This window comes from Micromonospora sp. C81 (assembly GCF_018070425.1).
GTDB classification, from domain to species: Bacteria; Actinomycetota; Actinomycetes; order Mycobacteriales; family Micromonosporaceae; genus Micromonospora; species Micromonospora zamorensis.
In genome coordinates this window covers 380,701-395,406 of the sequence record NZ_JAGPXS010000004.1, presented here as the reverse complement: position 1 = coordinate 395,406, position 14,706 = coordinate 380,701, and the positions used below count along the sequence as shown (strand labels likewise).

Annotated in this window: 11 protein-coding genes; 3 read left to right on the top strand and 8 right to left on the bottom strand. The window is 71.2% G+C overall.

What is annotated here, in order from left to right:
• The first annotated feature begins 87 nt into the window (after positions 1–87).
• Positions 88–1,029, top strand: coding sequence for a MerR family transcriptional regulator (locus KBX46_RS10545; protein ID WP_210792281.1), 942 nt, complete (start codon positions 88–90; stop codon positions 1,027–1,029).
• Between the two features lie 14 nt (positions 1,030–1,043).
• Here the strand turns inward: KBX46_RS10545 and KBX46_RS10540 are convergent, their stop codons facing one another.
• The 3 genes from KBX46_RS10540 to nrdR all read right to left on the bottom strand — a co-directional run bounded on the left by KBX46_RS10540 (position 1,044) and on the right by nrdR (position 5,636).
• Positions 1,044–1,979 (bottom strand): DUF2332 domain-containing protein, encoded by a 936-nt coding sequence (locus KBX46_RS10540; RefSeq protein ID WP_210792279.1) that lies wholly within the window; start codon positions 1,977–1,979, stop codon positions 1,044–1,046.
• A 224-nt stretch (positions 1,980–2,203) separates the two neighbouring features.
• Complete coding sequence (locus KBX46_RS10535) at positions 2,204–5,068, bottom strand: vitamin B12-dependent ribonucleotide reductase (protein ID WP_374224953.1); 2,865 nt, start codon at positions 5,066–5,068, stop codon at positions 2,204–2,206.
• Positions 5,069–5,135: 67 nt separating this feature from the next.
• Positions 5,136–5,636 (bottom strand): transcriptional regulator NrdR, encoded by a 501-nt coding sequence (gene nrdR / locus KBX46_RS10530; protein ID WP_088946781.1) that lies wholly within the window; start codon positions 5,634–5,636, stop codon positions 5,136–5,138.
• Between the two features lie 539 nt (positions 5,637–6,175).
• Here nrdR and lexA point away from each other — a divergent pair.
• Complete coding sequence (gene lexA, locus KBX46_RS10525; protein WP_088946780.1) at positions 6,176–6,964, top strand: transcriptional repressor LexA; 789 nt, start codon at positions 6,176–6,178, stop codon at positions 6,962–6,964.
• A 134-nt stretch (positions 6,965–7,098) separates the two neighbouring features.
• Here the strand turns inward: lexA and KBX46_RS10520 are convergent, their stop codons facing one another.
• Together KBX46_RS10520 and hflX are read right to left on the bottom strand one after the other, a co-directional pair.
• A complete protein-coding gene (locus KBX46_RS10520; protein WP_210792275.1) occupies positions 7,099–8,853 on the bottom strand; it encodes a hypothetical protein in 1,755 nt (584 codons plus the stop codon).
• A gap of 49 nt (positions 8,854–8,902) precedes the next feature.
• Complete coding sequence (gene hflX / locus KBX46_RS10515) at positions 8,903–10,357, bottom strand: GTPase HflX (RefSeq protein WP_088946778.1); 1,455 nt, start codon at positions 10,355–10,357, stop codon at positions 8,903–8,905.
• A gap of 183 nt (positions 10,358–10,540) precedes the next feature.
• On the opposite strand from hflX, the gene KBX46_RS10510 reads away from it, so the two are divergent.
• Positions 10,541–12,007: an NAD-dependent malic enzyme gene (locus KBX46_RS10510; RefSeq protein ID WP_088946777.1), complete on the top strand. Its 1,467-nt coding sequence runs from the start codon at positions 10,541–10,543 to the stop codon at positions 12,005–12,007.
• Between the two features lie 67 nt (positions 12,008–12,074).
• On the opposite strand, the gene dapF is transcribed toward KBX46_RS10510, so the two are convergent.
• Genes dapF through KBX46_RS10495 form a run of 3 tightly spaced genes read right to left on the bottom strand, consistent with a single transcriptional unit; the run spans position 12,075 to position 14,696 of the window.
• A complete protein-coding gene (gene dapF, locus KBX46_RS10505; protein WP_210792274.1) occupies positions 12,075–12,929 on the bottom strand; it encodes a diaminopimelate epimerase in 855 nt (284 codons plus the stop codon).
• A 7-nt stretch (positions 12,930–12,936) separates the two neighbouring features.
• Positions 12,937–13,872: a tRNA (adenosine(37)-N6)-dimethylallyltransferase MiaA gene (miaA, locus tag KBX46_RS10500; protein WP_199177044.1), complete on the bottom strand. Its 936-nt coding sequence runs from the start codon at positions 13,870–13,872 to the stop codon at positions 12,937–12,939.
• Positions 13,869–14,696: a class III extradiol dioxygenase subunit B-like domain-containing protein gene (locus KBX46_RS10495; protein ID WP_210792272.1), complete on the bottom strand. Its 828-nt coding sequence runs from the start codon at positions 14,694–14,696 to the stop codon at positions 13,869–13,871. The genes miaA and KBX46_RS10495 overlap by 4 nt, the downstream gene beginning before the upstream one ends.
• Positions 14,697–14,706 lie beyond the last annotated feature (10 nt).

The window sequence follows — 14,706 nt, the reverse complement described above, 5'->3', positions numbered from 1 at the left end:
TGCCAAGGACGGGTCTGAGCGAGTTGAATGCGCCTGTCGCCGGTGTCGGGTTGAGTCTCCAGCGGGGGGAGACAGCAGGGTGGGGACATGAACGGGAAACCGCTGTACACGATCGGCGACCTGGCCGGGCGGACCGGCCTGAGCGTCAAGACGATCCGGTACTACGCCGACCGGGGAATCGTGCCGCCCACCGACCGGAGCCCCGCCGGCTACCGCCTGTTCGACGCCGAGGCGGTTGCCCGACTGGAACTGGTCCGCACCCTGCGCGAGCTGGGCGTGGACCTGGCCACCGTTCGCCGCGTGGTGAACCGCGAGGTGACCCTGCCCGAGGTGGCCGCCGCGCACGCCGAGGCGTTGGCGGTGCAGATCCGGGTGCTGCGGCTGCGCCAGGCGGTGCTCACCGTCGCGGCGAGGCGCGGGGCAGGCCCGGCGGAGGTGGACGACCTGCACCGCCTGGCCCAGCTCACCACGCGCGAGCGGGGGCACCTGGTGGGCGACTTCCTGAACACCGTCTTCGCTGGTCTGCGCGACCAGCCCACCTCGCCCGGCGTCGTCGTGTCGATGACACCGAGCCTGCCCGACGAGCCCAGCACCGAGCAGGTCGAGGCGTGGCTGGAGCTGGCCGAGCTGTGCCAGGACGCCAGTTTCCTGGCGAGCATGCGACGGTTGGCGCGCCAGCACGCCGCCGACCACGACGTCCCGGGGCTGCCGCGCCCGGACGCCGTCGCGGTGGTTCGGGACGCGGTGGCCCCCGCCCTGGCGGCCGGTCTCGATCCGACCGCACCCGAGGCCGATGCCGTGGTCGCGAGGGTCATCGACCGGTACGCGCGTCTGCGGGGCCGCCCTGACGACGCCGACCTGCGCGAGCGGCTGCTCGACCGACTGACCGTGGCGAACGATCCCCGCCGGGACCGCTATGTCGACCTGCTGTCGGTGCTCAACGGCTGGTCGACCGGCGACGCTGTCGCCCCGGCGGCGGAGTGGTTCATCCAGGCCCTACGCGCCCGGATGCCCGAACCGGCCCGCTGAGCCGACCCGCGGCGTCACCCGAACCAGGTCATCGCCTGGCCGTGACCCCGGGCCCAGGCCAACGGCCTGCCATCCAACGCGAGGACGTTGTGCATGGCATCGTCCGGCGGGTCGGGCAGCCCGTCGTGCCGCAGCACCTCCGGAGCCTCGTTCGCGATCCAGTGACCGGGCAGCTCATGGACCAGCCGGACGAACTCCTCCCGGCGCGGCGACGGCACCTGGTAGAGCACTGACGTGTGGAAGACCACCAGCGTCGCGTCAGCCGGCGCCCGGGCGGCCAGCGCCGGCAGGTCGTCCACCAGATCGCCGCGAACCAGCAGCGGCGGGTCGGCCGCGGCGACCGCCGCAGCGGCGCGCAGCCGGGCCCGCCGGTGCGCGTGCTCCGGCCAGATCAACGCGTCCAACCAGGACACGTCGCCGGGGTCGGTCACGTCGAGAGGGTTGAGGTCCAGGCCGGCCCGCCACACCACCTGGGGTACGCGGGTCGGCGGCACCAGACCGCTGGCCGCGCACTCCAGGACCGGCTCGCCGGAGCCGACCTGGTGCTCGCCGTAGCGGTACGCGTACCGGTCGGGGTACAGGCAGAGCCCGGCGGACGCGCCGACCTCCAGCAGGGCGAGGGGTTGCGGCAGCGCGGCGAGCACCGGCAGCAGAACCGCACACCGACCGCTCTCGTTCGTCTGGGTGGCCCGGGTGAGCAGCTCCGCCTTGACGGCGGGCCAGTGCGTCACAGTGAAGTCGTGAAAGGCGGCGGGGTCGTCGACCCGGCCGCCGAGCCAGCGGACGACGCTGAACAGCAGGTTGGGCTGCCGCTTGGCCAGCGGAAGCGCATCCAGCAGGGCAAGCAGGGCATCGTCGTCGGCGACGGCATGCGACAGACGCTCATAGGTGGGCGACACCCCGCGCGCCTCACGCCTGCCGAACTCCGCGTACGCCTCGGCGGTCGTCATGCCCTCATCGTCGCAGCCCGTTCCTCGGTAATTCAGCCCCCGTTCCCGTGCGCTGCCTCACCCGCCTCCTGGAGCGCTGCGGCCGCGTGATCGACTCGGGTTTCGTGAAGTCGGGGTGTCCGGGCGAGGTTGATGCCCCGGTCTCGTGAAACGCGAGTCGATCAAAAAACGCCGCGAGCGCGGCAGGTGATCCCTGCCGCGCTCACGGATCTCGCGTTCGTACGTCAGCTGCAGCCGCTGGTGGAGCCGCAGCCCTCGCAGACGTAGCAGCTGCCGGCCGGGCGCATCTTCGTGCCGCAGGTGAAGCAGAGCGGTGCGTCGGCGGCCTTGCCGATCACGGCCTCCAGCAGTTCGGTGCTGGAACCCACGCTCGGCGCCGGCTTGGCGGCGGCCACCTCGGCCATCTCCTGGGCCGGCTGCGCGACGGCCTCCGACTTGGCCGGAGCCTCCACGGGCGCCGACGACGCCATCGCGGTGAGCTCGGCACCGGTGACACCGGCGGCCTCCGCGTCGGCCTCGGCCCGCAGCTGGGCGGCCCGCTCCGAAGCGGTGAAGATGCCCAGCTCGGCGCGGCGCTCATACGGCAGGAAGTCCAGCGCCAGGCGACGGAAGATGTAGTCCATCACCGAGGCCGCCATCCGCACGTCCGGGTCGTCGGTCATGCCGGCCGGCTCGAAGCGCATGTTGGTGAACTTGCTGACGAACGTCTCCAGCGGCACGCCGTACTGCAGACCGATGCTGATGGCCACCGAGAAGGCGTCCATCACCCCGGCCAGGGTCGAGCCCTGCTTGGACATCTTGAGGAAGACCTCGCCGAGGCCGTCGTCCGGGTAGGACGACGCGGTGAGGTAGCCCTCGGCACCTCCGACGGAGAAGCTGACCGTCTCGGACGGGCGCTTCTTCGGCAGGCGCTTACGCACCGGCCGGTACTCGATGACCTTCTCCACCGCGACCGGCGCGGCCTCGACGGCGGCCGGCTCGGTGGCCTTGTTGGACTTCGCGACCGAGAGCGGCTGACCGACCTTGCAGTTGTCCCGGTAGATCGCCAGCGCCTTGAGGCCGAGCTTCCAGCCCTCGAAGTAGATCTTCTCGACGTCCTCGACGGTGGCCGCCTCCGGCATGTTGACCGTCTTGGAGATGGCGCCGGAGACGAACGGCTGGATGGCCGCCATCATCCGCACGTGACCCATCGGGGCGATCGTCCGCTCTCCCATGGCGCAGTCGAAGACCGGGTAGTGCTCCGGCTTGAGGCCGGGAGCGTCCACCACGTGGCCATGGTCGGCGATGTGCTCGACGATCGCCTCGACCTGCTCCTCGGGGTAGCCGAGGCTGCGCAGGGCGCGCGGAACCGTCTGGTTGACGATCTGCATCGAGCCGCCGCCGACCAGCTTCTTGAACTTGACCAGCGCCAGGTCCGGCTCAACGCCGGTCGTGTCGCAGTCCATCATGAAGCCGATCGTGCCGGTCGGGGCGAGGACGCTCGCCTGCGCGTTGCGCCAGCCGAACTTGTCACCGATCTTGTTGCCCTGGGTCCACTGCTTGGTCGCCTCACGGACGATCGCGGTGGCCACCGGGCTGGTCGGCTTGATCTCGTCGTTGGCCGCGGCGTGCTTGCGCATGACCCGCTTGTGCGGCTCGGCGTTGCGGGCGTAGCCGTCGTACGGGCCGACGACGCCGGCCAGCTCGGCGGAACGGCGGTAGGCGGTGCCGGTCATCAGCGACGTGATCGACGCGGCGACCGAGCGGCCCTGGTCCGAGTCGTACGGCAGGCCGGTGGCCATCAGCAGGGCACCGAGGTTGGCGTAGCCGATGCCCAGCTGCCGGTAGGCGCGGGAGGTCTCACCGATCTTCTCGGTCGGGAAGTCCGCGAAGCAGATCGAGATGTCCATCGCGGTGATGACGAACTCGACGGACTTGACGAACTTCTCCACCTCGAAGCCACCGTCGGCGCGGAGGAACTTCATCAGGTTGAGCGAGGCCAGGTTGCACGAGGAGTTGTCCAGGTGCAGGTACTCCGAGCACGGGTTCGACGCGGTGATCCGCCCGGTCTCCGGGCAGGTGTGCCAGTCGTTGATCGTGTCGTCGTACTGCAGGCCCGGGTCGGCGCACTCCCAGGCGGCCTGGGAGATGGTGCGGAACAGCTTCTTGGCGTCGACGGTGTCGATCACCGAGCCGTCCAGCCGACCGCGCAGGTCGAAGCCGCCGCCGGTCTCCACCGCCGACATGAACTCGTCGGAGACCCGGACCGAGTTGTTGGCGTTCTGGTACTGCACGCTGACGATGTCGGAGCCGCCGAGGTCCATGTCGAACCCGGCGTCGCGCAGGGCGCGGATCTTGTGCTCCTCGCGCGCCTTCGTGACCACGAACTCCTCGATGTCCGGGTGGTCCACGTCGAGGATGACCATCTTGGCCGCCCGGCGGGTCGCGCCGCCGGACTTGATGGTGCCGGCGGAGGCGTCGGCGCCCCGCATGAAGCTGACCGGGCCCGAGGCGGTGCCGCCGGAGGAGAGCAGCTCACGCGACGAGCGGATCCGCGACAGGTTGACCCCGGAGCCGGAGCCGCCCTTGAAGATCAGCCCCTCCTCCTTGTACCAGTCGAGGATCGAGTCCATCGAGTCGTCGACGGCCAGGATGAAACAGGCGCTGACCTGCTGCGGCGACGGCGTGCCGACGTTGAACCAGACCGGCGAGTTGAAGCTGAACACCTGGTGCAGCAGCATCCAGGTCAGCTCGTGGTCGAAGATCTCGGCGTCGGCCGGGCTGGCGAAGTAGCCGTACTCCTCGCCCGCGGTGCGGTAGGTGGTGACCACCCGGTCGATCAGCTGCTTGAGCGACCACTCCCGCTCCGGGGTCCCCACCGCGCCCCGGAAGTACTTGGTGGTCACGATGTTGGCCGCGTTGACGCTCCACGACTGCGGGAACTCGACCCCCCGCTGCTCGAAGTTGATCGAGCCATCCCGCCAGTTCGTCATCACGACGTCGCGGCGCTCCCAGGTGGCCTCGTCGTACGGGTGGACCCCCTCGGTCGTCCACACCCGCTCGATCTTCAGCCCCGCGCCTGCCTTGTTTCGTGAACGGCTAGTTGTCACGCCGTCGCCCCCCTCGTCTGCGCGGTCACCCACCGCGCGTCCCAATCTCTTGAAAAACTGTGAAGATTCAGCTGGTACGGCCGGCGGCCTCAACCGCATCGGCCCTGCCCTGCCCCCGGGCGCGCGCCGCGGCCCGCAACGTCTCGATCTCGCGCTCGAAGTCGGCGAGTGAGTCGAAGGAGCGGTAGACGCTGGCGAACCGCAGGTAGGCGATCTCGTCCAGGTCGCGCAGTGGGCCCAGGATCGCCAGGCCCACGTCGTGGCTGGGGATCTCGGCGGCCCCCTTGGCCCGGACCGTCTCCTCCACCCGCTGCGCGAGCAGCGCGAGTGAGTCGTCGTCCACCGGCCGGCCCTGGCACGCCTTGCGCACCCCGCCGATGATCTTCGTACGACTGAACGGCTCGGTCACCCCGCTGCGCTTGACGACAGCGAGGACCGCCTCCTCGACGGTGGTGAACCGCTTGCCGCATTCCGGGCAGGAACGCCGCCGTCGAATGAGCTGGCCGTCGTCGGCCTCCCGCGAGTCGACCACCCGGGAGTCAGCGTGCCGGCAGTACGGACACCGCATCGCCCACCTCCTAAAAATGATCAACTGCGCCCACACCGGACACTCTCGGGCACGACTCACCACGGCGGTGCCACCCTCGGAGGGCGCCCGCCGTGATCGACGTTACGGGAGTGCGGTCGGTAGTCGGACCCAACCTGTGGGCAACTTACGCCCGTGTCACTACTACATCTAGGGGTTGACCGTATGTCGCTGGGGAAGCCGGGTCAAGTTGACCGGCGTGTCCGGCGCGTCACGGACCATCCGGTCATCCGCGACCATCGGCACGCCCGAAGACCCAACGCGAACGGCCCGCCCGGGTTACCGGCCAGCGGGCCAGAGTGACAGGGAAAACGGCCGATGATCGAACACCAGTGCTACCTGACGTACCATTTATCAGAACATCCGTACGACCGGAGCGCTTTTTCACCCCGACACGCCGGTGAGAGGTCGTACAGATGTTTGAAAATGACCGATCTCACCTATACGGTCATGAACAACGTGGCACCACCGCACGCACCACGAGCCGACGAGGCACCCAGCGCCGACCAGGGAGGACGGACGTGACCGAGGACCGGGCCAGCCGGCCGAAGAGCCCGCAGCAGATCACCGAGGCGGGCCCGCCGGCCACCACCCGACGCCGCAGCGCCGCGCGCAGCCGGACGGGTCAGCCCGCCGTGCGCCAGGTCACCCCGGTGGTCAGCGCCTTCCCCGACCCGGCGACGATCGACCTGACCGCTCGCCAGCGTCGCATCCTGGAGTTCATCCGCACCTGGGTCGAGCGGCACGGCTACCCGCCGAGCGTCCGCGAGATCGGCGAGGCCGTCGGCCTGGTGTCGCCGTCCAGCGTCGCCTACCAGCTCAAGGAGCTGGAGAAGAAGGGCTTCCTGCGCCGCGACCCGAACCGGCCGCGCGCGGTGGACGTCCGTGCTCCCAGCGAGGCCATCGACGACGAGCTGTCCCGGGCGCAGCGGCCGACCCCGGCGTACGTGCCGATGCTCGGTCGGATCGCCGCCGGTGGGCCGATCCTCGCCGAGCAGGCCGTGGAGGACATCTTCCCGCTCCCCCGCGAGCTGGTGGGCGAGGGCGAAGTCTTCATGCTCCAGGTCAAGGGCGACTCGATGCTCGACGCGGCGATCTGCGACGGCGACTGGGTCGTCGTCCGGCAGCAGCCGACCGCCGACTCCGGCGAGATCGTGGCCGCCATGCTTGACGGCGAGGCGACCGTGAAGACCTACCGACGGCGCGACGGGCACGTCTGGCTGATGCCGCAGAACCCGGCCTTCGACCCGATCCCCGGTGACGACGCCACCATCATGGGCCGGGTCGTGGCGGTCCTGCGCCGAATCTGAGCGGTCGGCGGGTGGGTGCCCACGGCGCCCACCCGCGCCCGCTGTTCAGAAGCGCGGCCCACCCACGCCCGCTGTTCAGGCGTGCGGCCAACCCGCGTTGGTTGTTCAGGGGCGCGTGAGCGCGGCGACGCTCATCAGTAGCGGTCGCCCCGATAGCCGCGGCCGCCCCCGGGATACTGCCCGTACGGATCGACGGGCCCGTCGTCGTCACGCCGGCGGCCGGGCCGCTGGCCCCGCTGGTCAGGTTCCTGCCCACCGCGCCGGGGCGGCTCCGCCCGACCGGCGCCGGGCTGGCCGCCGCCATCGCCGTACACACCGCCGCCAGGACGACCGCCCCCACTCTGCGGACGACCGCCAGCACCCTGTGGGCGACCGCCACCAGCAGCCGGGGGGCGACCGCCACCACTGGCCGGAGGGCGACCGCCACCAGCAACCGAAGGACGAGCGCCACCACTGGCCGGAGGACGAGCGCCACCACTGACTGGGGGACGACCTCCGCCGTACACGCCGCTGCCGGCGTCCGGCCGTGGCGTGCCGTAGCCACCGTCGGCGACGGGCGGGCGACCACCGCCGCCGTACACCGCACCACCCGCCGGGGCCGGGCCGCCGCGACCCGCGGCACCGCCGTAGACCGCGCCACCCGCCGGCGCGCCACCACCGTAGACACCGCTCTTTCGGCCGGTGGGCCCCGCGGGCCCGTCGGCGGCACGACCGGCACGTGGGCCTGACGGCTCACCATCCGGGTCCGGCGAGTCGGGCCCGTCGGCGGCCGGCGGCCGTCGGCGGGCCCGGACGATGCCGATGATCCCGGCGCCGACCAACAGGAGGCCGATCAACCCGACGGCGCCGACCAGGTAGGTGATGTCGTCGAGGCTCAGACCGTCGGTCCACGACTTCGCCGCGGCCGGCTTGGCACCGCCGGCCGCTGCGAGTGGCACCGCTGTCGAGGTGGACGGTGTGTAGCTGAGGATGTCGAGGGGCTCGTCCTCGGCGAAGCGGGCCGCGTCGGAGACGGTCAGGAACGACTTCCCGTCCGGCGTGTAGCTGATGGCCTCGCCGAACGGGTCGGCCAACGCCGTCACCCGGGGCTTGCCGGTGGTGAGCGCGCCGACGATGTCGCCGCCGCTCACCTCGTACTCGAAGGCGTCCGCGTAGGTGCGCAGGACCACCCGGGAGCCGTCCGGGGACCGGGCCGCGCCGGTGATGGCGATCCGACCGAACGTGTTGAGCGGGTTCTCCGTCTGCGTCTTGGGCAGCTCGATCTCGCCGGCCCTGCTCATCGGCACCGGTTCGGTGTCGCCGCTCTTCAGGGCCGCCGTCGGGGTGTAGATCTCGGCCTTGCCGCTGGTCACCTTCGTGATGATGAGCGGCTTACCGTCGTCGCCGATGAGCAACGCCTCGGCGTCGTGCGGTTTGGCCTCCGGGTACGCGAGCCGGTGCAGCGTCGGCTGCTTGGTGCCGGTGACCGGCATCGACCAGAGCGCGATGCGGCTGCGGCGCTCCTTCGAGTCGGCGTTGTCGCCGATGTCGGCGATCCAGAGGGTGCGGCCGTCCTTGGAGAGAGCCAGATCCTCGGTGTCGAAGGGGCCCTGCCCGGAGTATCGGACCGGTTCCTTCGAGATCTTGCACTTGCTGTCGAGGAAGAAGACCCGCTTGCGTGCCGGGACCTCGGTGCCATCGTTGATGACGATGTAACCGCTCTTGGTCGCGACCAGCCCGGACAGCTCTCGCAGGCGCTCGTCGACGATCGTGCACCGCTTCTGACCGGGAGCGGCAGCGGGCAGCCCCGACGACACGGGCGCGGGGGCCGCAGCGGCGACTCCGGCGAGCGCCACGGTTGCCCCGAGCAGGCCGAGGGCAACCGTGACCGAGGAAACAACGCGGCGCATTCGGCCAGTGTCGCATGCCACGCGTTTCAGGTGGATGACGCCGTGGGGCTCAGGACCGGGTGCCGGCCGCCTGTCCCTGCCGCGCGACGTCGAACGGCGCCAGCTCCGCAGCCAGCTCCGCACTGACGCGGACGTGCAGCAGGGTGCCCTCCGGCAGGTGCGACGTGCTGAGCACCTCGCCGGTGCGGTGCACCCGGGACACCAGGTCACCCCGGTCGTACGGCAGGACCGCCCGGACCTCGACGGCCGGCTGCGGCAGCCGGTCCTCGATGGCCGAGCGCAGGTCCTCGATGCCCCTGCCGGAGTACGCCGATACGAAGATCGCGTCCGGCCAGAGCCGCTTGAGCCGCAGCAGAGTGTCCTCGTCGGCGGCGTCGGTCTTGTTGACCACCAGCAGCTCGGGGAGCCGATCGGCGCTCACCTCGGCGAGCACCTCGTGCACCGCCCGGACCTGCTCCTCCGGATCCGGGTGGGTGCCGTCGACGACGTGCACCACCAGATCCGCCTCCGCGACCTCCTCCAGCGTCGAGCGGAACGCCTCGACGATCTGGTGCGGGAGGTGCCGGACGAAGCCGACCGTGTCGGAGAGCGTGTAGATCCGCCCGTCCGAGGCGGTGGCCTTACGGGTGGTCGGGTCCAACGTCGCGAACAGCGCGTTCTCCACCAGCACACCCGCGTCCGTCAGCCGGTTGAGCAGGCTCGACTTGCCGGCGTTGGTGTAGCCGGCGATGGCCACGGCGGGGATCGAGTTGCGGGTGCGTCGGGCACGCTTGGTGACGCGTACCGTGCGCATGTTCTTGATCTCACGGCGCAGCCGGGAGATGCGGTGGCGGATACGCCGCCGGTCGGTCTCCAGCTTGGTTTCACCGGGACCACGCACACCCACACCGCCACCGGCGCCGCCGCCCCGGCCGGAACCACCGGTCTGCCGGGAGAGCGTCTCACCCCAACCGCGCAGTCGGGGCAGCAGGTATTGGAGCTGGGCCAGCTCGACCTGCGCCTTACCTTCCTTGCTCTTGGCGTGCTGGGCGAAGATATCGAGGATCAGCGCCGTCCGGTCGACAACCTTGACCTTGGTGCGCTGCTCCAGGTTTCGCAGCTGCGACGGCGACAGCTCACCGTCGCAGATGACCGTGTCGGCGCCGGTGGAAAGCACCACCGCGCCGAGGTCGTCGACCTTGCCGCGGCCAATGTACGTCGCCGGGTCGGGTCGTGTGCGACGCTGAATGAGCCCTTCGAGCACCTGCGAACCGGCCGTCTCGGCCAGCGCGGCAAGCTCGGTCAGCGAATTTTCCGCATCGGCGATCGTGCCCTCGGTCCAGACGCCCACCAGGACGACCCGCTCCAGCCGCAGCTGGCGGTATTCCACCTCGGTGACGTCGGTGAGCTCGGTTGACAGGCCCGGGACGCGTCGCAGGGACTGCCGCTCCGACAGCTCCATCTCGCCGGTGGTGACGTCGTCGAGCTCGTCCTCGACGGGGACAAAGCTCTCCTGGTCTCGCAAGCGGTTCTCCTGTCCGTTTTGATAAGTAGAACGTAATCCTGACATGACACAACGCCGAACGCACCTGCTATATGCCCATGCTGAAGGTCGCCAAAAGTGGGGGCGAATGCTGGTCGGACTCGACAACCCGGTAGAAATGCGGTCGGCGGCCGACTGGCCGCACAGCCGTGACGGAGGGATCCCGTGGCCATCACCCGACTGCCGAGCGCCGGATTTTCAATCACCATCCGGATCGCCGTAACCGCGGACGCCTCCTCGATCGGCCGGCTCACCACCTCGGTCGGCGAGGCCGGGGCGATCGTCACGGCGCTGGACGTGGTGGACTCGGACCCGACCCACGTGATCGTCGACCTGACCTGCGACACCGCCGACGCCGGCCACGCCGACCAGGTGGTCGACGCGTTGACCGCGCTGGACGGCGTGGATGTCCGCAAGGTGTCGGACCGGACGTTCCTCCTGCACCTCGGCGGCAAGATCGAGGTGACCTCGAAGGTCGCGCTGCGCAACCGTGACGAGCTGTCCCGGGCGTACACCCCTGGGGTGGCCCGGGTCTGCATGGCGATCGCCGAGAACCCGGCGGACGCCCGGCGGCTGACCATCAAGCGCAACACCGTCGCGGTGGTCAGCGACGGCTCGGCGGTGCTCGGCCTGGGCAACCTGGGCCCGGCCGCGTCGCTGCCAGTGATGGAGGGCAAGGCGGCGCTGTTCAAGCGCTTCGGTGGGGTGGATGCCTGGCCGGTGGTGCTGGACACCCAGGACACCGACGAGATCGTGCAGATCGTCAAGGCGATCGCGCCCGCGTACGGCGGGATCAACCTGGAGGACATCGCCGCGCCGCGCTGCTTCGAGATCGAGGCCCGGCTGCGCGAGGCGCTGGACATCCCGGTCTTCCACGACGACCAGCACGGCACCGCGATCTGCGTGCTGGCCGCGCTGACCAACGCGCTGCGGGTGGTCGGCAAGCGGCTCGAGGACGTCCGCGTGGTCGTCTCGGGCGCCGGCGCGGCCGGCACCGCGATCATGAAGCTGCTGCTGCGCCAGGGCGTCGGCGACATCATCGCGTACGACCGGGAGGGCGCCCTGCACCGCGGGCTGACCGGGCTCAACTCGGCGTGGCAGTGGCTGGCGGAGAACACCAACAAGGAGAACTACTCGGGCGACCTGCCGGGTGCGATCCGGGGTGCCGACGTGTTCATCGGGGTGAGCGCGCCGAACCTGCTCACCGGCGACGACATCGCCCAGATGGCGAAGGACTCGATCGTCTTCGCACTCGCCAACCCGGACCCGGAGGTCGACCCCCGGGAGGCGCGCAAGCACGCCGCCGTGGTCGCCACCGGTCGCTCGGACCAGCCGAACCAGATCAACAACGTGCTCGCCTTCCCCGGTGTGTTCCGCGGCATGCTCGACGCGCACGCCGAGGAGTTCACCGAGGAGATGGCCCTCGCGGCCGCCCGGGCCATCGCCGACGTGGTCGGTGAGGACAAGATCAACCCGACGGTGATCGTGCCGAGCGTCTTCGACTCCCGGGTCGCCCCGGCGGTCGCCGCCGCCGTCCGCGCCGCCGCGAACAACCCCAGCCCACTTCCGGCCGCCGACCCCGGCCCGTCGGACCTCCCCGAGATCGCGGCCAACGCCAGCGCGACCCCCTGACGCACTCCCCCTGTTGATCAAGAGGTTTGCGTCAGGATCCGCGTTGTTCCTGACACAAACCTCTTGATCAACCCGGGTGGCGGGGCAGGGCGCTGGGGTCCAGCTCGCCTGTTGCCACCAGGACGGCTGGGCCGGACAGCCAGCAGGAGTCCGCCGTCACCGTGACCGTCACGCGGCCACCGGGCACGTCCACGGCGACCACTCCGGTGTCCCGGCCGGCGTCACGCAGGGCCACCGCGCCCACCGCGCAGGCACCGGTGCCGCAGGACAACGTCTCGGCGCTGCCACGCTCGTACACCCTCATCAGGCTGTGCGCGTCGGTGGCGTCGACCGGGTCGCCCGCCACGATGAACTCCACGTTCACCCCGCTCGGGAAGACCTCCGGGTCGAACCCGGGCGCGGTCGTCAGGTCCAGCGCGGACAACTCCACACCCGCCGGCAGGACGCAGACCAGGTGCGGGTTGCCGACGTCCACCACCGCACCCGTCAGGGTCAGCCCGCCGAGGGTGGCGGCGGAGCTGTCGTACACCTGGGGTCGGCGCATCTCGACGGACACCACGTCGCCCTCGACCAGCGCACGCACGACGCCGGCCCGGGTGGCCACCGGCAACGCCGCGCCGGCGGGCGTGGCCAGCCCGGTGTCGAGCAGGTAGCGCACGAAGACCCGGGCGCCGTTGCCGCACATCTCGGCGAACGAGCCGTCGGCGTTCCAGTAGTCCATGAACCACTCGGCCTCGCCGGCCAGCCCGGCGCCGTCCGGATGCTTGGCCGCGCGGACCACCCGCAGCACGCCGTCCGCGCCGATGCCCCGCCGCCGGTCGCAGAGCGCCGCGACCAGCTCCGGGGTCAGGTCGAGCTGACCGTCCGGGTCGGGAAGGAGGACGAAGTCGTTGCCGGTGCCGTGGCCCTTGGTGAACTCCACGCCCCCATTATCGCGTCTCGGCGGGCACCAGACGGAGGGCGGCCCCGATCAGGTCCGGAGTCGCCGAATCCAGCCAGTGAATCCGCGGGTCACGCCGGAACCACGACCGCTGCCGGCGGACGAAACGCCGGGTGGCGCGAACCGTCTCGTCGTGCGCCTGCGACTCGGTCAGCTCACCGGCGAGCATGCGCAGCACCTGCTGGTAGCCCAGCGCCCGGCTCGCCGTCCGCCCTTCGGGCAGCCCCCGCCCGACCAGTTCGCGGGTCTCCGACACCAGTCCGTCAGCCCACATCCGGTCGACGCGCAGGGCGATCCGCTCGTCCAGCAGCCCGGTGTCCAGGTCGACGCCGAGCTGCACCGACGGGTAGTACGGCGTCGGCTGCGGCAGCGAGGCGGTGAACGGCGCGCCGGTGAGCTCGATCACCTCCAGGGCCCGGACGATCCGCCGACCATTGCCGGGCAGGATGCCGTCCGCGGCGACCGGGTCGGCGGCGCGCAGCCGGGCGTACAGCGGCGCGGGGCCGACCTCGGCCAGCTCGCGTTCCAGCCGCTCCCGCAGCACCGCGTCGGTGCCGGGGAACTCGAAACGCTCCAGCACCGCCCGCACGTACAGCCCGGACCCACCGACCAGCAGCGGCACCCGACCCCGGGACAGGATGTCGTCCACCGCCGCGCGGGCCAGCCGCTGGTACTCCGCGACGCTCGCCGGCTCGGTGACGTCCCAGATGTCCAGCAGGTGGTGCGGCACCCCGTCCCGTTCGGCGACGGTCAACTTGGCGGTGCCGATGTCCATACCGCGGTAGAGCTGCATCGAGTCGGCGTTGACCACCTCGCCGTCGAGGGCGTGCGCCAACGCGATGCTCAGCGCCGACTTGCCCGCCGCGGTCGGGCCGACCACCGCGACGACAGTGCCCCCCGCAGTGCCCCCCGCGTCGCTGGTCACACCCGCTCCCAGGACGCCACGAAGTAGGCGACACCGTAGGGGGCCGCGTCGTGCAGCAACTCGCCGCGCCATCCCCCGCCGGCCGCGCGGGCCGCGCTGGCGAGCACCTGCCAGGGCGCGCGGCCGGCGGCCTTCAGCTCCGCCGACACCACCGGGTCGAGGCCGAGCAGGACGTCCAGGTCCGCGTCGGCCAGCGCCCCGGCAACCCGCTGGTCGTACGGGAGGGCGCGCTGGTCGTCGTACCCGGGTGACTTCTCTCCCCGGCAGGCCGACCCGTCCCCGAGCACCAGCAACGCCACCCGGTCACCCGTGGCGGACACCTCGTCGGCGAGCGCGGAAAGCTCGGCCAGGCCGGCGTCAGCGGCCACCTGCACAGCGGACACGGGCACGGCGGAGGCCGGCGCGGTGTGGGCCGGAGCGGTGTGGGCCGGCGCGGCGGTCAGCGGCAGTCGCGCGTCGTGCCGGGCGAGCAGCCACGCGCCGATGGTCAGGCTCAACGGCAGCACCGCTCCCCGGTCGGGCTGACCGGGGACCAGCGGCACGTCCAGGTCGACACCCCATGGCTGCAGGGAACCCGTGGCCGGGGGGCGGATCGGCCCGGTCACCGGACCGGTGCCGAGCAGCACCACGCGGTCCGGGTCGGCTGCCAGCAACCGGCGTACGGCGGTGTCGCAGGCCGTCCGCAGGTCGTCCAACTCGGGGGTTGCGGAGCCGGCCACCTCCGGCACGAGCAGGGGCGGATGCGGGCAGACAGCGGCGGCGACCAGTGGCACCCGTTCACCGTAGCGGGAATCCCCGGTGCGTCTCCGCGCCGATCCGGTCATTCGGCCCCTA